This window comes from Pararoseomonas baculiformis (genome assembly GCF_017813395.1).
GTDB classification, from domain to species: Bacteria; Pseudomonadota; Alphaproteobacteria; order Acetobacterales; family Acetobacteraceae; genus Roseomonas; species Roseomonas baculiformis.
Map to the genome: position 1 here is coordinate 1 of NZ_JAGIZB010000041.1, position 18,811 is coordinate 18,811.

General features: G+C 67.9%; 18 protein-coding genes and 1 pseudogene. 4 read left to right on the forward strand and 15 right to left on the reverse strand.

From position 1 onward, the window contains the following. Positions 1-85 precede the first annotated feature (85 nt). Positions 86-409 carry a hypothetical protein gene (locus J8J14_RS22600; protein WP_209381810.1) on the reverse strand — a complete coding sequence of 108 codons (324 nt, stop codon included), beginning with the start codon at positions 407-409 and terminating at the stop codon, positions 86-88. A gap of 423 nt (positions 410-832) precedes the next feature. Here J8J14_RS22600 and J8J14_RS25230 point away from each other — a divergent pair. The 3 genes and pseudogenes from J8J14_RS25230 to J8J14_RS22615 form a co-directional block, all read left to right on the forward strand. Further along, a pseudogene (locus J8J14_RS25230) lies at positions 833-1,468 on the forward strand (IS630 family transposase); the annotation flags it as partial. A gap of 281 nt (positions 1,469-1,749) precedes the next feature. After that, positions 1,750-1,953, forward strand: coding sequence for a response regulator transcription factor (locus tag J8J14_RS22610; protein ID WP_209381812.1), 204 nt, complete (start codon positions 1,750-1,752; stop codon positions 1,951-1,953). 603 nt (positions 1,954-2,556) lie between these two features. After that, positions 2,557-2,817 carry a hypothetical protein gene (locus J8J14_RS22615; RefSeq protein ID WP_209381813.1) on the forward strand — a complete coding sequence of 87 codons (261 nt, stop codon included), beginning with the start codon at positions 2,557-2,559 and terminating at the stop codon, positions 2,815-2,817. 7 nt (positions 2,818-2,824) lie between these two features. On the opposite strand, the gene J8J14_RS22620 is transcribed toward J8J14_RS22615, so the two are convergent. The 14 genes from J8J14_RS22620 to J8J14_RS22685 all read right to left on the reverse strand — a co-directional run bounded on the left by J8J14_RS22620 (position 2,825) and on the right by J8J14_RS22685 (position 18,268). Next, a complete protein-coding gene (locus tag J8J14_RS22620; protein ID WP_342452516.1) occupies positions 2,825-3,910 on the reverse strand; it encodes a sodium:calcium antiporter in 1,086 nt (361 codons plus the stop codon). A gap of 7 nt (positions 3,911-3,917) precedes the next feature. Further along, entirely contained in the window at positions 3,918-4,790 is an 873-nt protein-coding gene (locus J8J14_RS22625) for a cation diffusion facilitator family transporter (protein ID WP_209381827.1), read from the reverse strand. Positions 4,791-4,893: 103 nt separating this feature from the next. Next, entirely contained in the window at positions 4,894-5,301 is a 408-nt protein-coding gene (locus tag J8J14_RS22630) for a hypothetical protein (RefSeq protein ID WP_209381814.1), read from the reverse strand. Then, positions 5,288-7,837 carry a cytochrome c oxidase subunit I gene (ctaD, locus tag J8J14_RS22635; protein WP_342452517.1) on the reverse strand — a complete coding sequence of 850 codons (2,550 nt, stop codon included), beginning with the start codon at positions 7,835-7,837 and terminating at the stop codon, positions 5,288-5,290. Before ctaD ends, J8J14_RS22630 begins: the two co-directional genes overlap by 14 nt. Beyond that, entirely contained in the window at positions 7,834-8,811 is a 978-nt protein-coding gene (locus J8J14_RS22640; protein ID WP_209381816.1) for a cytochrome c oxidase subunit II, read from the reverse strand. Before J8J14_RS22640 ends, ctaD begins: the two co-directional genes overlap by 4 nt. Further along, the gene (locus J8J14_RS22645) at positions 8,808-9,167 is read right to left on the reverse strand and encodes a c-type cytochrome (protein WP_209381817.1); all 360 of its coding nucleotides are present in this window, start codon (positions 9,165-9,167) and stop codon (positions 8,808-8,810) included. Before J8J14_RS22645 ends, J8J14_RS22640 begins: the two co-directional genes overlap by 4 nt. Beyond that, complete coding sequence (locus tag J8J14_RS22650; protein WP_209381818.1) at positions 9,167-10,012, reverse strand: c-type cytochrome; 846 nt, start codon at positions 10,010-10,012, stop codon at positions 9,167-9,169. The genes J8J14_RS22645 and J8J14_RS22650 overlap by 1 nt, the downstream gene beginning before the upstream one ends. Further along, positions 10,009-10,710 carry a c-type cytochrome gene (locus J8J14_RS22655; RefSeq protein WP_209381819.1) on the reverse strand — a complete coding sequence of 234 codons (702 nt, stop codon included), beginning with the start codon at positions 10,708-10,710 and terminating at the stop codon, positions 10,009-10,011. Before J8J14_RS22655 ends, J8J14_RS22650 begins: the two co-directional genes overlap by 4 nt. A 5-nt stretch (positions 10,711-10,715) precedes the next feature. Further along, complete coding sequence (locus J8J14_RS22660) at positions 10,716-12,482, reverse strand: GMC family oxidoreductase (RefSeq protein WP_342452518.1); 1,767 nt, start codon at positions 12,480-12,482, stop codon at positions 10,716-10,718. Between the two features lie 11 nt (positions 12,483-12,493). Continuing rightward, on the reverse strand, positions 12,494-13,282 hold the full coding sequence (locus J8J14_RS22665) for a gluconate 2-dehydrogenase subunit 3 family protein (protein ID WP_209381820.1): 789 nt from the start codon (positions 13,280-13,282) through the stop codon (positions 12,494-12,496). 13 nt (positions 13,283-13,295) lie between these two features. Then, positions 13,296-13,610 (reverse strand): hypothetical protein, encoded by a 315-nt coding sequence (locus J8J14_RS22670; protein WP_209381821.1) that lies wholly within the window; start codon positions 13,608-13,610, stop codon positions 13,296-13,298. Continuing rightward, the gene (locus tag J8J14_RS22675; RefSeq protein WP_209381822.1) at positions 13,607-14,338 is read right to left on the reverse strand and encodes a cytochrome c oxidase assembly protein; all 732 of its coding nucleotides are present in this window, start codon (positions 14,336-14,338) and stop codon (positions 13,607-13,609) included. Before J8J14_RS22675 ends, J8J14_RS22670 begins: the two co-directional genes overlap by 4 nt. 1,496 nt (positions 14,339-15,834) lie before the next feature. Further along, positions 15,835-16,947, reverse strand: coding sequence for a PRC-barrel domain-containing protein (locus J8J14_RS22680; RefSeq protein WP_209381823.1), 1,113 nt, complete (start codon positions 16,945-16,947; stop codon positions 15,835-15,837). A gap of 1,126 nt (positions 16,948-18,073) precedes the next feature. Next, a complete protein-coding gene (locus J8J14_RS22685) occupies positions 18,074-18,268 on the reverse strand; it encodes a hypothetical protein (protein WP_209381824.1) in 195 nt (64 codons plus the stop codon). A 237-nt stretch (positions 18,269-18,505) separates the two neighbouring features. Here J8J14_RS22685 and J8J14_RS22690 point away from each other — a divergent pair. Then, positions 18,506-18,811 (forward strand): PepSY domain-containing protein (locus J8J14_RS22690; protein WP_209381825.1); only part of this gene is annotated, 306 nt, incomplete at its 3' end.

An 18,811-nucleotide genomic window follows, 5' to 3' on the forward strand; every position in this document is an offset into this window, starting at 1 on the left:
CACCCGAGGTGCTCCTGCCATCAAATCCGCCGCCCCCCGCCGCGGCCCTATCCAACAGCTCAGGCCAAGCAGTAGCCATGCTCCACTAAAAATCCGCCCGGACCCCCTCGTGGGGGCTGGTCACGATTGCGAGAAAGGCCGTTTGCACAGTCAGTCCGCCGAGAGCGTTGCCGATGGCCAGCGTGGGGTGTCCCTGCGCAGCGGTCGAAACCGAGGTGATGATTCCAGGCAAAGAAGTCGCGCCGCCGACAAAGATAGCGCCAGCAATAACCTCGCCCAAGCCTGTGCGATCGGCGAGTACGTCGGCCACGGCGGCTAACCGCACGCCGGCATAGCCGATTGCAGCCGCTGTGACGACGAGCATCGCGATCGGCACCCAGAGCGGAACGCTGGCAAGAAGTTGCTGCATGCTTGATCAACATGCCATGAGAGGAATGGTTACTGAACCGCGTGGACAAATCGCCAATCGGAGGACTTCCAACTGACCATTGGTGTAGCTCAAAGCTGCTCTATGATTTGGAAGTCGGCGTTGATCTGCGGGCTGCTGACAGGCAAAAAGCAATCCTTGTACGCGGCCAGCATCTCCCGAACTGCGTTGGCAGCCTTGGCACTAGATCTGACAGAGCCGTACTGACCGCACCGCCCGTGTGCGACTTTTTCCGGCGCCCTGGGCTGCGCATCAGAACACGATCCGCCCTACCATCAGTGCGAGAATCAGCAGCACGACGGCCGCGACGAGTGATACCAATCACCTTGATTGCTGACTCGCAGTGATCCCGCCAGCGCCGTAGGTGTGATTCGCTCCTGTTGGTGGCTGGTTCGGGAAGTTGGAATGGCGCTGGCGATCACGCGGAGGACCTGTCCGTTGCTGAACTCCGGCAGGCGGCGGCTCGCAGCCGTGATGCCAACGCGGCGCGCCGGATGTTGGCGATCGCGCTGGCGCTGAAGGGGTGCTCCCGCGAGGAGGCGGCCGCGAGTTGCGGCATGGACCGGCAGACGCTGCGTGACTGGGTGCACCGCTACAATGCCGTGGGGATCGGCAGCCTGGCAAACAGTCGTGCCCCGGGCCCGGCGCCACGGCTTTCGGCCGAGCAGGAGGCCCAGGTGGCCTGCTGGGTCGAGGAGGGATCGGACCTGGAGCGGGACGGCGTCGTGCGCTGGCGCTGCCGCGATCTGCAGGAGCGGATCAGGCGAGAGTTCAGAGTGACCCTGCACGAGCGCACGGGGGGCAAACTTCTGGCAAGGCTGCGCTTCCGTCGTCTTTCCGTGCGGTCATAGCACCCGCAGAGCGACCCTGCCGCGCAAGCGGCTTTTAGGGGGGCTTCGCTGATCGGGTGAAGGAGACCGTCAGCGAAGTCATCCCCGGCACACCTCTTGAGATCTGGTTCATGGACGAAGCCCGGGTGGGCCGGCAGGGCACACTGCACGGATCTGGGCCAAGAAAGGCACGCGCCCGCCGGCTGTGCGCTGGTCGCCCGATGGCATTGCTCAGCTGCCGTAGCAGCAGCCGCAATCGCCCCACCAGACGCTCGTCACCTAGACCATTGGACGGCAGCTCGCCATCAACCCATGACAAACCAGCGGCCGCCGGAGCACCAGCGCCGTCCGACATACCAGCACCTCGTCCAAAGCCAACGCGGTGCATGGAAACGAATCACGAGCGGGTCACTCAACGCAAGCGGCCCATCGACGATGTGGGTAATTGGAAGGATGGGCTGACGCTTACGTGAGAGATGCAAGGCGGGTGGTATGAGTGCGCGGGAGACGGAGGTGCTGCGCCTAACGGCCCGGGGCTTTTGCCATAAGGAGATCGCGGGGCGGCTGGAGGTGAGCGTTAAGGCCGTCGAGACCTACAAGGCGCGCGGGGCGAAGAAGCTTGGACTGCGATCGCGGGCGGAGATTGTGCGCTTCGGCGCGGCGCGGGATTGGCTCGACGAGATAAGGAACGCATAGCGCCCGCCCGGCCGGCCTCGCCGACCACCTACCCTGATCCGGGGTGCGCCGGTCCAGCTTACGGGGCCGCATACGCCGTTGTAAGCGGCCCCGTGCTGGCGCGGATCGGTGGCGAGCTTCATCGTGGCTGCGGACGCGGCGGGCCGAAGCGCCATGCCGGAGGACCCGCCGTGCTCCCATCTTCCCCCTCGCTCGCGTTCCTTGCGGTGCTTCTTCTGCCCGCCGTCGCCGCGCAATCCGATCCGCTGCGGCCGCTGATAGGGTCGCCTTTCGGGATTGAGGACGTGGTAGAGGTCTCGGCGGTGCGCATGGAGGATCAGGGCACGCTCCGTTACCAGCGCGACCGCGGGCGCGGGCCGCGGGATTCGGTTCAGGTTACGCCGCTGACGCAGATCGGGGTGCTGCCGGCACTGGAAACGCGGATCGGAGTGACGGAGTCCCTCGGCGACACGGCGGCGACGCGGGCAGGCGGCACGGTGAGCCTTAAAGCCGTCTGGCGGATCGTTGACGAGGGAGAGGGACGGCCGGCGCTCGCCGCCCTTGAAGCCGCGAATCTGCCCTACGGGCCCGGTGAGCGGGCGGCGGAGACCGCGGCGAATCGAATTGCGACCTGGACGACAGGGCGGGCTCGCCGCGACTGCGGCGGTGGTGGTCGGGGAGGACACGACGGCCCTCGTGACCATCGCGCGCGAGCAGCAGGAGCGCGGGCAGCGCGACTTGTATTTGGTCGGAGCGAGCCTCCGCCATCGTCTCGCGCCCGGGCTGAGTCTCGGGGTTCTCGGTACCGTGGGGATCGGACAGGATTCGCCGCAGTTCCGAGTGCCGGTGGCCATGGAGTACCAGTTCTCCCTCGGTGGGCGCTGAGCCCGCGTCAGCCCCCGCCCGCTGACCCGCGCAGCACATAAAGCACGCCCACCCCTGCGGCGTACAGAACGAGCGAGGCGAGGGAGTCCCAGCCCATACCGAGGACGGTACGGTCGCGCCGCTCCACTACGCCCGCGAGGAAGACCGCTGTCAGCACGAGGCCGAGGAGTGAGCCGAAGGCGGCAAAGGGCCCGACGCGGCCGAGCACTGGTTCACCCGGCGCCACCGCGTCCACGAGGAAGAGGAGCGCGGCGTTGAACAGGTTCGTGCCGAAGATGTCGCCCAGCGCCATCTCGTAGCGGCGAAGCCGGACGGCGGCGACCATCGTGCTGATCTCCGGCAGGGACGTCGCCAGAGCGAGGAGGGTGGCGCCGAAGAAGGCGGAGCCAAGGCCCGACTTCTTCGCGATCGCCTCGCCGGTCTCGCTCAACAGTGTGCCGGCGACGAGGATGGCGGCGGCGCAAAGAAGGGTGAGGAGGACGAGGCTTGACATTGGGCGCCTCTCGTCACTGCCTTTCTGCTCGCCGTCTGTGCTGCCTTTCTCGCCTTCGTCCTCCCCGCGGGCACCCTCGGCGTGCGGAGCGGGCGTCCAAGTATCGCGACCCTCGTAGCGCGAAAGAAGCCACATGCTGCCAAGATAGGCGAGTAGTAGAAAACAGGACCACAGTCCCACCGGGCCAAGGGCGACATCACCGGTAGTGACGGCCATTGCGACGAAAGTCAGCAGGAGGATGTTGAGCGCCGCCTGCAGCAGCACAGTGGGCCGCACGACGACGGAGGTGAGCGCCTCGCGCCCGATCAGCGCGTCGGCGATCGCGAGGATTGCGACCTGGGCGGCAACGCTACCAAGGACGTTGTTGACAGCCAGCGCCGCCTCCCCACCGAGGGAAGCGGTGACCGAGACCGCGATCTCTGGCAGGGAGGTGATGCCTCCGAGGAGGAAGAGGCCCGCGAGCCCCTCGCCGAGGCCGGTGCGGTCGCTGATCTCGTCCACGAAGCCTGCGAGCCGGGAGCCGGCGAACCAGACGACAACCGCCGAGGCCATGAAGACGGTCGCAGAGAGCCAGAGGGACCATTCGGCGATACCGAGCACGGCGCTGCTATCCTTCTCCGGAGGTGCGAGGGCGCTGCACCGATCCCCACTCGGCAACGAAGAGGGCGGGGTCGTGGGCGACACACCCGGCCGCTTCGACCTCGATCGTAGCGTGCGAGATGCCGAAGCGCTCCCGGAGGCGCTTCTTCAACTGCTCCTTCGTCGCCGTCGCGGCGTGCAGGTCGGTGCTCCCGAGGACGAGGTGGATCTGGAGCGCGATCTTTCCCTCGGCGGGCTGCCAGACATGGAGGTGGCGAAGGTCCCGGACGCCCGGCGCCGCGCGCAGCTCCGCCACCAGCCCATCATAATCGAAGCCCCGTGGCGCACTGTCCATCAGAACGGAGATGACGCTCCGCATCTCGCGGGTGCCGTGGACGAGGACATAAAGGGCGATTGCGGCGGTAGCGGCCGGATCCACCCACCAGGCGGCCGTGCCCCAGATGATGATGGCGACAGCCCCGAGAATGACGTCGAGGGTGGCGAGGGCGTCGGCGATCATGTGGAGGTAGGTGCTGCGGACGCTGAGGCTGCCGGTCTCCCGCCGCAGCACCCAGGCCGCGGCGGCGTCCTCCGCCAAGGCGACCACGCCCACGACCAGCATCGTGGTCCCGGCGACCTCGCCCGGGTCGAGGAAGCGGCGGCCCGCCTCATAAACGAGGTAGAGGCCGATCACGATGAGTGTGGTGAGGTTGATAAGCGCCCCGACCATCTCGGCGCGGCCGTAGCCGAAGGTGCGGCGCCGGTCCGCGGCGCGCCGGGAGATACGCCACGCAACGTAGGAGACAAGGACCGAGCCGGCATTGGAGAGGTTGTGCGCCGCATTGGCCAGGAGCGAGAGGGAGCCGGACACGATCCCGCCGACGAGTTCCGCCGCAGTGATGCCGAGATTGAGGCGAGCGCGATCAGCAGGCGCTTGCCGCGGCGAGGGGAGCGGCCGGCGTCATCCTCGTCGCGCGGGATACCCGACCCGCCCTGTTCGTCGCTCAGGCGCACGGGTGGACGAGGAGCACGGGGATTCCCTCCCACAGGATCGCGAGGGCGGAGAGCAGGGCAATGGCGAGGGTGAGCCAGACCGTGAACTGCGGGCCGTCCTCCCCATCTTCGCCGGATAGCTCGGAGTCGAGCCGGCGGTAGGCGCTCACGACAATCCAGCCGACGAAGAGGAGCGCGAGCGCGGTAGCCGCGAGGACGAGCGCAGGGATGAGCGGCTGGCCGAGAAGGATGCGCGTGCCGTAGCCACGCTCGCAGGCGATTCCTGTGATTCCATAGACAATTCCAAAGTGAACGGCCCAGACGACCATTCCCGCGACTGCGGCCTTAATCGGCGCAAAGCCCCGCACCTCCATCCGCGTCTCCTCGCGGGTGGCGGAGCCACCCTCACCGGAGCGCATGGGGCACCAGATGCGTGAGAACGAGGCCTGCGAGCCCCTGGGTGGCGGCATAAAGCCAGAAGAGGCGCACGCAGTCGAAGGTGACGCGCCGGACCGGGTCCACCATGCCCGCGAGACGGCGGGCCGCGAGGTAGAGCGCCATCACGAAGACGATCGCGGCGTGCAGCCCCTGCCAGAACAGGTTGGCGTAAACGGAGGACGCGAAGGAGTGGGTGGTCGGGCGCAGCCCCGCCGACCAGTAGCCCCAAAGGTCCGCGCCAAAGCCGAGGAGGAGGAGCGGAAGCGCGAGAAGGACCGCGGGGAGGATGACGCCTGCCCGCCCGTGGCCCAGGGCGCGGTCGGCGAGCCAGAGCAGCACCGCGCTGCCTGTGTAGCCCATGGCCGAGAAGAGAGGCCAGACGGCATGTGGCAGCGGCGTTCCCGGCGGCGGCCAACCCTCCGGGTTCACGAGCCAGAGGAAGCCGTGGGTGAAGAGGAGGCAGGCGAAAACGGTGCCGTCCACGAGGAGGAGGACGATCATCGCCCACCATGCCGTGCTGTCCGGCCCAGCGAGGTAGACAGGAACGCGCAGCCCACCGCCGATCTCCGCGTCGTCGCGGAGCGGGCCGTAGTCGGTGCCGGTCCAGAGCCACCACAGCGTTGCCAGCACCGCGAGCGCGCCGAAAGCGAGAGCGAGCCAGACGAGCTGAATCGTCAGCATCGTGAAGAGCCCGGCCGTCCCGGCCGCGGCGACCACATGCGCCCAACTAGGGCCCGGGATGACCTGGACATATTGCGGTACGGCGGCGACGGGACTGGTGACGATCGTTTCGCGCCGACCCGTGACAGTGCCGGGCAGGAAATGGCGACCCTGCTCCACCTCCTCCGTCAGCCGCGGGTTCTCCCAAAGCGGCTCGCGCCCATGGACGCGGGGGATGCTCCGCGCGGCATAGGTGTCGTTCGGCAGCCACTCAAGGGTTCCGGCGCTCCACGGATTGCCGCCCCCGCCCCCGCCCGTTTCCATCCGGAAGTTGCGGAGGAGATCCACGACAACGCAGGCGACCCCCACCGCAGCCACGAAGGCGCCGATGGAGGAGATGAGGTTCGGCCACTCCAGGCCCATTCCAGAAGGATAGGTGTATACGCGCCGCGGCATCCCCCGCAGCCCGCTGAGGTGCATTGGGAAGAAGGTGAGATTGATCCCGCCGAACAGTAGCCAGAAGGACCATCGCCCGAGCCGGTCCGACAGCTTCCGTCCCGCCGTGGGCGCCCAATAGTAGAGGGCACCGAGAAGCGGGAAGACCATTCCGCCGATTAGGACATAATGGAGGTGGGCGACGATGAAATAGGTGTCGTGCGCCTGCCAGTCGAAGGGAACAACCGCCACCATCACGCCTGTTAAACCACCAAGGACGAAGATGAAGAGGAAGCCAAGCATGTAGAGCGTCGGAACATTCAGCGTGACGCGGCGCCCGACCGCCAAAGTGGCGAGCCAGGCGAAGACCTGCACACCCGTCGGCACGGTGACGGCGAAGGAGGCGGAGGAAAAGAAGGACAGGGAAAGCTGCGGGATCCCTGTCGTGTACATATGGTGGACCCACAAGCCGAAGGAGAGGAAGCCTGTGGCCACGAGTGCCATGGCGACGAGGCCATAGCCGACGAGCGGCGTGCGAGCCATCGTCGGGATGATCATGGACACCATTCCGGCGGCGGGCAGGAAGATGATGTAGACCTCCGGGTGTCCGAAGAACCAGAAGAGGTGCTGCCACAGCAGGGGATCGCCGCCGCGGTCCGGCAGGAAGAATGGCCAGTCGAAGGCGCGCTCCAGCTCCAGCAAGATCGTGGCCCAGATGATTGCGGGGAAGGCGAAGACGATCATCGCGGCGAAGACGAGCATGGCCCAGCAGAAGAGCGGCATCCGCGCCAGCGTCATTCCCGGCGCGCGGTTGCGGAGGATGCCGACGATGATCTCGATCGCGCCGGCGATGGCACTAATCTCGATAAAGCCGATGCCCAGCAGCCAGAAATCGGCGTTGATGCCGGGGGAGTAGGGTTTGCTAGTCAGCGGCGGGTACATGTACCAGCCGGTATTGGGCGCGAGGCCGAAAAAGAGCGAGCCGAAGAAGAAGAGACCGCCGATGAGATAGGCCCAGTAGGCATAGGCCGAGAGCCGGGGGAAAGGCAGGTCGCGGGCGGCGAGCATGGCGGGTAGAAGATAGACGCCCATCGCCTCCATCGCCGGCACTGCGAAGAGGAACATCATAATTGTGCCGTGAGTGGTGAAGAACTGGTTGTAGGTCTCATGGTCGAGGATCGCGTTGCCGGGCACCGCTAGCTGCAGGCGCATGACGAGCGCGAGGATCCCCGCGAGGACGAAGAACAGCAGCGCGGTGCCGACGTAGAGGACGCCGATCCAGTTGTTGTTTACCACCGTCGGGAAGCGCCACCCGAAGGGGGTCTTCCAGATCTCCTTCAATTTCTCGACCTCGCCCTCCGGCCGCGGCAGCGGGTTCGGGAGCGGCGCGTCGGGCGAGAGCGGGTCGGCGGGCGGTGTCACCGCAGGCTCTCCAGCCAGGCGGAGACGGCACGCAGCTCGCGGCCATCGAGCACGGCGTTGTAGGATGGCATGTTGGCCCCGGGCTTCAGGTCCTGCACGCCCGCGATCCATCCGCCGAGCGTGCCGCGGTGGTTGTCGAGGGTGCCCGCCGCGAGGCTGAGCCGCGAGCCGACATGGGTCAGGTCCGGCCCGATCCGCGCGTCCCATTCCGTGCCGCGGACCGCGTGGCAGCCGCCGCACCCGGCGGCGGCGAAGACCTTGCGACCCGTGGCGAGGAACTCGTCCACCGGCTCCGCCGCCGGGAGGCGGTGGCGCTCAAGCCAGCGCTCGTAGCCGTCGGGTGTCTCGGCGACGACGTAGAAGGCCATCAAGGCGTGCTGAGCGCCGCAGAACTCGGTGCACTGCCCCCGCACCACGCCCGGCCGCGCGGCACGTAGGCGCAGCGTGTTCGTCCGGCCCGGGACCATGTCGATCTTGCCGTGCAGAGTCGGGATCCAGAGGGAATGGTACACATCTCCGGCGGAGACGCGCAGCTCCACCTCGCGTCCAACGGGGATGTGGATCTCGTTTGCGGTGACGATCCCGCCACTGGGCAGGGTACCGGGGTAGCGCACCTCCCACCAAAACTGGCGGCCTATCACCTCGATTTTCAGCGGCTCCGCCCCCATCGGCCTGTTGTCGAGAGCGGCGGAGACACGAAGGGTTCCGACGAGGAGGGCGGAGAGGACCACGACAGGGAATGCGACCCCGGCCCAGAGAATGAACCGGCGCGAGCCGAGGATGCGCCGCGGCCCGTCGCCGCCGCGGATCGCGACCGCGAGCAAGAGCATCGTGGCAAGGAAGATGATGCCACCGCCGATGAAGAGGACCCAGGTGAGGTCGGCGATGAGCTCCGCCTCGGGCCCGAGGGGCTCAAGGACGGACTGGGCATCCCCCCACGCCCGATCTCCGGTTCCGGGGCCCACCGCGCTCACCGGAGCCCATAGAGGAAGGCGGCGACGTGCCGCGCCTCCTCCTGGCGGAGGCCGAGATCCGGCATCGCGGTGCCCGGTGCCACCGCGGGCGGATCCTGCAGCCACCAGAGAAGGTTGTCCGGGTTGTTCGGCAGCACGCCCGCGACGTAGCCGCGCGCCCCAAATCCCGCGAGCGACGGCCCGACACGTCCGCGTGCGCCGCGCAGGCCGGGGATGACGTGGCACACCCCGCAGTCTCGCTCCGCCACGATCCGTGCGCCAAGGCGTGCGTTGCCGCCGGGGATTCGGAGGTGGTCGGGAACTGCCTCGTCGCATCCCGCGAGGGCGATCACCGTCGCGAAGGCCGTGGCACGCATCAACGCGCCGGCTCCGGTCCAAGAGCAGCGAAATAGACGGCGAGTGCCTCAATCTCCGCGTCCGTAAGATTCGCGGCGATCGCGGCCATTACGTTCAGCGGCGAGTTGCCCCGCGTGCCGGAGCGGTAGGCGCGAAGCTGGAGCGCGGTGTAGGCGGCGTACTGCCCGGCGAGGGCGGGGTAGGAGGGTCCCATGCCGCGCCCTTCTGCGCCGTGGCAGTTGACGCAAGCGTGGATGCCCCGTTCCGGCACGCCGACCGCGCTGAGCGCACCCCCGAGCTGGAGGTCACGCACCTCGGCACGGGGGCGCGGCGCCGCCGGGGCGCTGCCCTGTGCGGCGTACCAAGCCGCGACCGCCTCCCTCTCGCCCTCGGAGAGCGCGCGCGCAATGGGGGTCATGACCGCGTTCTGCCTGCGGCCGGACGCATAGTCCGCGAGCTGCTTGTAGAGGTACCAGGAGGCCTGACCGGAGAGCCGGGGGAAGGCACCGGCGCCGTTCCCCTCGCCGGTGAGGCCGTGGCAGGAATGGCAGGCCCAGCCGCCGAGGTCGCCGCCCGCCACGGACGGCCCTTCGCCGCCGAGGACAACGGCGCGGCCGAGGTGCAGGAGGTCCGCTTCCCCCCGACCGTGAGACCGCGCGCCCCAGGACGGCGGCAGCCCGTAGGAGCGTGCGGCGACCGGCGAGACAGACGAGGTGACGAGGGCTGGGGCGGCGGCGGGGCGCGCGGCCTCCAGGCCCGGCGGCGGCCCCTGCGGGCGCCCGATATCCGGCCGCGTGACCACCGCCGCGCCGACGGCCACCACGACGACGGTGATACCGAGCACGAAAAGTGGCGCGGCCCTCACGGCAGGACCCCCACTCGGCGTGAAGCCTCCTCCGTCTGGACGGAGGCGAAGTAGAGGGCGACTGCGCGGATGTCCTCGTCCGACAGGCGGCGCGCGATGTTCACCATCCAGTTGTAGGGCGCGTGCCCCGGCCGCTCCCCACGCTTCCAGAGGGTGAGTTGCAGCGCGATGTAGTCCGCGGGCTGGCCCGCGAGGCGTGGGTAGTTCGGGGCCATGCCGATCCCTGCGGGACCGTGGCAGTTCTGGCAGGCCTGGACGCCATTCTCGGCCGCGCCCACCGCCGAGAGCACGCCGCCGCGCTGGATCAGGGCGGGGTCGCCGCCCGGGCGTTCCACATGCGGCGGCGGGACCCGCTGCGCGGCGTAGTAGGCGGCGGCGTCGGCGCGCTGCTGCTCCGTCAGCGCCGAGGCGATCGGGGACATGATGGCATTCTGCCGCTCGCCTGAGGCGTAGTGGCGCAGCTGGTCGTGCATGTACTCGGCGGACTGGCCCGCGAGCATCGGGACAGCGGCGGCGGCCTGCGCCGCCCCATCGAAGCCGTGGCAGCGGAAGCAGGCTCCCGCCTGGCCTTGCCCGCCCGCCCCGGCAGCCACCGCGCGGCCCGCGGCGATGCGCTGCTGCTCCGGCCGCCCGCCGGTTACATCCACGGCGACAGCTGCGGTGGCCGCGGCGGCGGCGAGGCCGGCGAAGAGCGCCACGCGCCTCACGCGTCCACCAGCGGGCGCGGGTTGGGGAGGTAATCGTCCCGGATCGCCCGCGCGGCCCAGAGCGCGAGGGCACCGACTGTGTCGGTGGGGTTATAGCCGGGATTGTGGGGGAACACCGTCGCTCCCATGACGAAGACATTGTGCGCGTCCCAGCACTGGAGGTAGCGGTTCACCGCGCTCTCCTGCGGGTTCGTGCCCATGATCGCCCCGCCAGTGTTGTGTGTCGTCTGGTAGGGAACGACGCTGTAATGGCCAGTTCGGCGACTCGCCTCGGCACGGCCGCCCATGGCGCGCGCGACCTCCATCGCCCGGTCTGTCAGAAAGTCCGACATCAGCCGGTCGTTTGCAGGGAAGTCGAAGGTCAGGCGCAGCAGCGGGTTGCCGTAGGCGTCTCGGTAGGTGGGGTCGAGGTCGAGGTGGTTGCCCCGATGCGGCATGGAGGAGCCGTGGACGGATATGGCGACGGTGCTGTTATAGTGCTCGCGAACCGCCCGTTTCCAGTCCGCGCCCCAGCGCGGCGTGTCGGACGGCACGGGATGGTGCTGGATCGGGCGGCCGCCTGTCATGTAGGCGGCGATGTAGGCACCGCCGACGAAGCCGAGACCCCCGTGGTCGAAGTTCTCCCCGTTGTAGTCCTGTGCCACCATCCCCGCGGCGCCCGCGCCCATATAGGGGTTGATTCGGACGGAAGCGTCGTGAAACACGGCCGCGCCGCTCATGGTCTGGTAGGTGTAGTTCTTCCCGACTACGCCTTCGCCCGTATTCGGGTCGTAGGGCCGGCCGATGCCGGAGAGGAGTAACAGCCGCACGTTGTGGAAGGCAAAGGCGCAGAGAGCGACCATACCCGCGGGCTGCTCAATCTCCCGCCCCCGCGCGTCCACATAAGTCACCCCCGTCGCGCGGCGGGAGGTGCGGTCGTAGTTCACCCGCGTCACCTGGCAGCCCGTCCGCAGTTCGAAGTTCTGCCGGCCCTCCAGTGCGGGGAGAACGCAGACCTGCGGGCTCGCCTTTGCGAAGTGCTCGCAGCCGAAGCGCTCGCAGAAGCCGCAGAAATTGCAGGGCTGCATCTCGCAGCCATAGGGGTTGCGGTAGGGTCGGGAGGCGTTCGCGGCAGGCACGGGATAGGGATGCAGCCCGACATTTGCCGCCGCCCGCGCAAAGAGCGCCGAGGCGTGTGGCATCTCGAGCGGCGGGTTTGGGTACTCGTCGCTCCGCGGCGCCTCGAAGGGGTCACCGCCCGGCTGGATCGCGCCCCGCAGGTTGCCGGCCTTGCCACCGATGCCGCAGATCTTCTCGAACCGGTCATAGTACGGTTCGAGCTCTGCGTAGGTGATCCCCCAGTCCTGAATCGTCAGCCCTTCCGCGATGATCCCCGCGCCGTAGCGGCGGAGCAGGTGGCTGCGGAGGATGAAGTCGCTCTCCTGAAAACGGTATGTCTGGCCGTTCCAATGGACGCCCGCGCCGCCGAGTCCGGTGCCGGGGAGGAAGGAGCCGAGTTGGCGCATGGGCAGCGCCTCCTGCCCCTCGAAGTTGCGGAAGGTGAGCGTCTCCTTCGAGGTATCCTGCATCAGCCCGTGTCGGACAGCGTATTTCAGCTCGTCATGCATCGCGGGCGTCTGCCAGTCCGGCACAGTCTGGCGCCCGCGCCCGCGCTCAAGCGCGAGGACACTGTGGCCCGCGTCGGTTAGCTCCTTCGCGAGAAGAGCGCCGGTCCAGCCGAAGCCGACGAGCACCACGTCCACCGAGGGCATCCGTATCGCCACCGCCGGGCGCCTCAGTTCCGCTCGCGCGGGGCGCCGCGACCGCCATGCGCGCCATGGCCGTGCCCGGCGGCGTGTTGCAGGAGGTTCTGCGCAATGCCGTTCGGCGGCCTATCAAAGCGCAGGCCGTGTCGGCCGACGAGCTCGGTGTAGCCCGCGTAGCCGCCGGGGAAACCCACCATCCGCCAGCCTACCATATCGCGATTTCCGCCGTAGATCGGGTCGGCAAAGAAGCCCTCGATCGTGTTGGCGAGGAGAGTCTCAAAGAACACGGCGGAGGGCAGCTCGTCGAACCCCGCCTCCCCGACTTCGAGGCGGCGGAGCGCCTCGTCCTGGAGCCGGGGCGCGAGCTCCTCGAAGCGGCGGCCATAACCACGCCGGGCATCCGCAGCGAAGGCGGCGAGGCCGGCGCGGTAGAGTTCCGCAGGTGTGTGGGGGAGCTGATAGCCCTGCTGCGGCAGTCCCTCGCGCCAAGGCCCCTCGCGGTACAGGCGGGCCCCACTGCCGTAGGCGCCGGCGAGCTGACGGTCGATGTAGGTCGGCACGCCGGCGCCGACAGCACCGGTAAACTCGGTGTCCGGCGGGATGAGGCGGTCCACGGCGGCGGAGACGAGCGAGGCCTCGTCCTCTGTGAAAAATAGCCAGGGTTCGGCGGCCGCCGAGCCAGCCACGGTGCCCAACGCGGGGAGGGCAGTCCCGTGACCGGCCTGCGCCCCGTGCTGGGCCGAGGCGGGCCGCGCCGGTACGGCGGCGGCGCTGCCGCCGGTCAGCAGCAAGCCACGGCGGGAAAAGGCTTCCGTCATGCCGTCGCGTTCCTCACATTCCGCTCTTGGCGCGGCACGCCGCGTGCACGGCAGGCAGGTCGCGCAGGTCGTTACAGACGGGTCCGAGGACACGCGCCCGCACGTCGCCAGAGGTGCCCTCGGACGCGCTCTCCGCAGTCTGAGGGCCGCTCTCGCCAGTCGTCACCTCGGTGGTGGTCAGGGCGCCGACCTGGACGGAGTTGGATCCCGTGTTCCGGCCCGCCGCGGCACCTGTTGTCGTGGAATCGTTGCCCTGCGCGAGCGCCGGGCCTGCAAGGATCGTGAGCGAGAGCGCAGGGAAGACGAGGCATGGAAACGTGATTGTCACCGCATCCTCCTCCGGCACGTCTCGATTCGAGAGGGCGGGATGGAGGGGCCCGAAGCGAGGCGGCGCAGCGGCAGCGCGAGCGCCAGCACCATGACCCCGGCAAAGAGCAGCCCGCCCGGCACCCACATCAGCAGTCCGCCGAGCTGCTGGTCCTCGAGCGGCGACAGGCCCCACGGCCAAGTCGTTCCCGCATGCGCGGAAAAGAGCGGGCGGGGTGAGAGGGTCAGCAGGGCGCCGAGCAGCCCCGTATGCGCCGCGGTGGCAATCCCTGCGAGCGCCGCCGCATCGGGCCGCGCCGCCGCCGCGCCGAGGAACGCGGCCCACAGCCAGATAGAGGTGCTCACAATACTGGCCTGCATGGCGGCATAGGCGAGGTGTCCCTCGAAGGTCGTGGCATAGGGCGCGGGCAGGTGCCACGCCCAGAGGACGACCGCGAAGGCGAGGGATGCCGGCAAAAGGCCGCCCGCCCGGCCACGCGGCAGTCCGAGCGCGAAAAGCGGCGCGGCGACGAGGGCGATGACGAGGTGCTGCGCAACGCGCGCGGAGAAGAGCGCGACGGAGAGGTGGCAGAGCGGAGAAACGAGGGCGAGCGAGAGCAGCGCCCATCCGGCCAGAACGAGGCGGAGATCGCCCCGTCCGCGACGGGCTGCAAAGACGCCACCGGCGGCAAGCGCGGCAAGAACAGTGAGCAGCGCTGGATCGAAGGTCCAGCGGACAGCGCCGGGCAAAGGAGGTAGACCACAGAACGGCACGAAAGCCATCGGAGAGAACGCGTCAGGCATTGCCTATCTCCCGGGTGCCGCTGAAGCAGCGGGTGCCAGATCACTGGCCGCCCCTCCATTCGAGAGCAGCAGACAATCAGTGCCTCCACCAGCGTTAAGTCGCCCACTCACGATTTAGTAAGCCGCTCCGCCGGGCTGATCTTCTCGCTTGGCCGGCGTGCGCACCGCGCGGAACCAGAGGTCGGCACAGGCCATCGGAGCACGTCAACAGATTGATTGCTTCCGCCGCGGGTGGTGCCGATCCTCCCAACGGGGGGCGGCCATACAGAATGGTAAGTCGCGGCACCATCACAGGTTATTGCCCGATACCGCGGATGCCGCAGATTGGGCTGCGCGTGCGTCGCGCGAGGAGAAGCATCATACGGAAAGCGATTCTCCCTGCCAGTCTCACGCTCGCCTTTGCGCTGCCGGCTGCTGCGCAGAATATGGGGGCTAACACGAACCAGTCCTCGTCAGGAGGTCCGCAGCTCTCCTCATACGGTTAGGGTGAGATGATGACGCATCAGCGCTTGAAGCAGCACCTCGAGCAGGATGGCTTCACGCAGGTGAAGGTACTGCCGCAGTTCTTCCAGGTCCGTGCACACGACAAGCCGAACCGCCCGGTTTTGATGGTGATCGACTAGGACTCGATTATGTCTGTCACGGCAATGAACTCTTCCGGTTCCACGAGCGGCAGTCAGGGTTCCTCAGACGCGCCAGCGGTGCGCCGGACAGCAGCCCGTCGGATAGCGGCCGGTCTCGGTAGGCTCCAAGCCGACCCGCGGCGCCACCGTCTGCACGTGGGCGGTGGCGTCTCCCGTAGCGCAATACTTCCAGCTGACTGGCGCGACGATGATTCGGCCCAGCACGCCGCAGCAGCGGAGCAGCGCGCGACGCAAGTTCCGGCGCCCGCGCTCGATTTCGGACTAGGCTGGAGACGGTTGAGGTGGACGATCCACGCAGCGACGCTTGTGCTGTTGCTGCTCGCTACGCCACAACTCGCACTGGCGCAGACCCTGAGCGGCAACCAAGGCATTACCCAAAGCAGCAACCAATCATGCTGGAATGGACGGTGGCTTTGCTCGTGACTCCCTTGTAGCCGGCGTCTCAAGCGTGTCCGCCGCAAGCCACCGTCGCGCAGGCTCCCTTTTCCATCGCCATCGCTGTCTTCGTCGGTTTCTTCATCCTAACGTCCATCGGGGCAGCCTCGCCCTGTAGGAACGCAGGGCTTGGAGGCAGGCTGCGATTAGTAGCCCACCAATCGTCCCGCTAGCGCTGCCTCTCGCGGGCGCGCCGCGAAGTGAGGCCCAGGGTAAGAATGGCGGGATCCCGCCCTCTGGGCACTTCGCCTAGACCGGCATCCGGTCAACTCTCGCGAACCGGCTCGGGCGAACGTCATATAACACCGTCAAAGAACCTCCCCCGCTCGAGGGCGGGGGGAGGTTCCTCAGATGGCGAACCGCTTACCGGAAGGTGCGGATACCCTCGCCCCAGCCCTGCTCGCGGCCAAGATCGGCCACGCGCTGCTGGTCGTAGCGCGGCAGCCGCTCGAGCTCCTCACGCGTCATGTTCAGCCGCGCGCGCTCCTCGTTATTGGCGCCGAGCTGGATGCGCTCAATCGGCACCGCAGCGGTGCGCTCACCGATGCCGAGGAAGCCGCCCCACTGCACCACGGCCGCCCGCACGCGACCGGAGCTATCGATGAGCAGGTTTTCAACCTCACCGGCATCCCGGCCATTCGCGCCGACCACGTTTTTGCCAATTAGGCCCTGCAGCTGCATGCCGGAGGCATTCTGCTGGTTGCTAGCCTGCTGCTGGCCGACTGTCTGCTGGCCGGAGGCCTGCCGATCGGTCGCCTGCTGCTGGCCCTGCTGCACAACGCGAACCTGCGGCTCGCCCTGCGTCTGCACGCGCACCTGGGGCTCGCCCTGGCGCTGCACATTCACCTGCGGCTCGGCCTGCTGGACCGTAACGCGCGGCTCGGCCTGCTGGATCGAGACCTGCGGACGCGGCTGCTCAATCGTAACCTGCGGCGGCGGCTGCTGGATCGTTACCCGCGGCGCGGGCTGCTGGACATTCACCTGCGGTGCCGGCTGTTGAACGGCGACCTGCGCACCAGCCTGGGTGCTGTTGCCCGCAGTGTTGCCCGCCATGCCACGATGCAGCTGCGCGACAGCATCGGCGGCCTCTCGCACCTGCACGGAAGCTCGCTGGTGATCTACCTGCTGACCCTGGAGCGCGTTCTGGGCCTCGGTCAGCTGCTGCTGCGCAGAGCGGAAGGCTTCATTCCCTTGCATCTGCGCATTCAGCCCGCTGACCGCCTGCTGCGCCTGGGTCACGGCCTGCCGGGCTTGCTGCAGCCCGGCCGCCTGCCCGCCCTGCGCGCCAGAAAGCTGCTGCTGCGCTTGCCGCAGAGACTGCTCGGCCTGCTGGATTTGCTGCGCGGACTGGTTGCCCGCCTGGCCTGCACTGCCCTGCGGTTGGGCCGGGGTGGCCTGACCCTGCGCCAGTACAGGCGAAATGGCGCCAAGGGCAAGAACAGTTGCCAATGCGGTGGTGGTGAGGGCGATCTTCATAGGGAAATCTCCGTGTGTCGGGGGGAGGGGGGCGCGGGCTGCTTGGGTCTGCCGCCCGCAACTTCCGCAAATCCGTCGCGCAGCATTCATGGCAGCTAGCGCAAGCGCCTTGAGGCGTGCGCGTCCCCTAAACGGATTGCGCGAACGGATGTTTCCTCGAGTGAACGGCTACCCTGAGGTTTCTGACCTCCGTCATACAGCGGAAGCGGCCACGGACAACCTCGTCAGCAAGGCCCGGCCGTGTTGCGCAGCCCGAGACTTTGCCCGGCAATGGGTTCCCAGGTCATGTTCGGTCCGATTGCCGCTCCGGCGCCGGCGTTGCGCGTGCTGATCGAGTTCGGCAAGGGGAGCCCCGCTCGCGTAGAGGGCAGGGATGATGCTTCCAACCGGGGCGCAACACCTTCGCATACTCGTTGATCGCGCACCGCCCTGGTGCCGAGGATGGAGCGACTAAACGGCGTGGCGAGAAGGGCGTATTGCCGGTAGCCTTATACTCGCTCACCTTCGCCTGTATCCTGCAGTCGAAGCATGGACCCTTGTGGAGCGGCTGGAAGCCTCGTCACGGCCTCTCTCGGCCAACGCATTTAAGTGGGCGACACTGGTCAGCATTGACACCAGTTGGAAGTTGCTGCGCCCCCATGCGGCCCAGTCCGGTTTGTTGGTGAGCCCGTCACACCGCCGTGAATGCGTCCCATGTTAATGCACGTGCAGAACTCGCCTCGGCAGGATCGGTACATCCGCGATCAGGAGTTGAATGATGGATCGCTTGGGCTACCAAGATGAGACACTTCAGCGGGCTGGAGCTCGGCCAGGCGGCCCAACACGTCCGACGGAGAGCGCGACCTCCGCAATGGATCGACTGACGCCCAAATCATCGCTCCAGGAATTCGAGGAGCGGCGGAAGATTTCTCCGCGGCATGCGGCCGGCCAAGGTGGAACCAAGTCGGTATCGGAGCAAGATCTGAACGTCTCATCAGGCGAGCAGCAACCAGAAGGAAAGGGCCGGTGACCCGCTTAGCACTCTGTCCAGTCCGTTTACTCAGCAGCAAATCAGGATGTCCCCATGAAGGGAGCTTGTTGCAGCGGTGGGCGGCCAGGACGTGCTGAACCAGGCGGATGTCCGTGGTTAGTTGATGCGGACGTAATCCGGGCGGCCCAGGTCCAACATGCGGTTGTGCGCCGCGGTCGCGATGGCTTCTTCGGTTGCCTGGCGCGCTTCCGTCTGCGAGCGCAGACCGGGACCAATGACACGTTTCCAGCGCGACACACCGACCTCAACGAGGGCGTGCCAGTTGTAGTCGGACGCTTTCTGCCAGCCCATGCGGCCGTGCTCGTGGCCCTCGCCCGTGTGGGTCGCCGCCTTCCTGAAAAGGCAGCGCGGCCACCCGAAGCCGCCCGACGGAAACCGTCCCCGTCGTGCCGGACCGCGCAAGAGTAGGACGGATCAAACGACAGAGAAGGCGCAATCCAGATGAACACGCTCCACCCCGTGCACAGCCCCCGCCTAGCCTCGAACTCCAGCCTCCCCCGCGACGCCGGAAGGAGTTGCCTGACGCGCATGCTGGCGGCCACGGCGATGCTCGCCGCCTCCATGGCTGTCGCGCCTCCCGTCCTGGCCCAGCAAAGCCAGAGCCAGTCCAGCCAGGCTTCCCCCGCCCAGAGCAGCAGCCAGATGCCCGCCCAGCAGCGGCTCCGCCAGCAGCTCACCCAGGCCGGCTTCACGGACGTGCAGATCATTGATGCCGCTTACCTCGTCCAGGCCAAGACGCAGGACGGCAACACGGTCGTCATGATGATCAATCCGCCCGGCCCCGCTGGGCAGAACTCCGGAACCATGGGCTCGAACTCCCAGAACTCCAGCGGG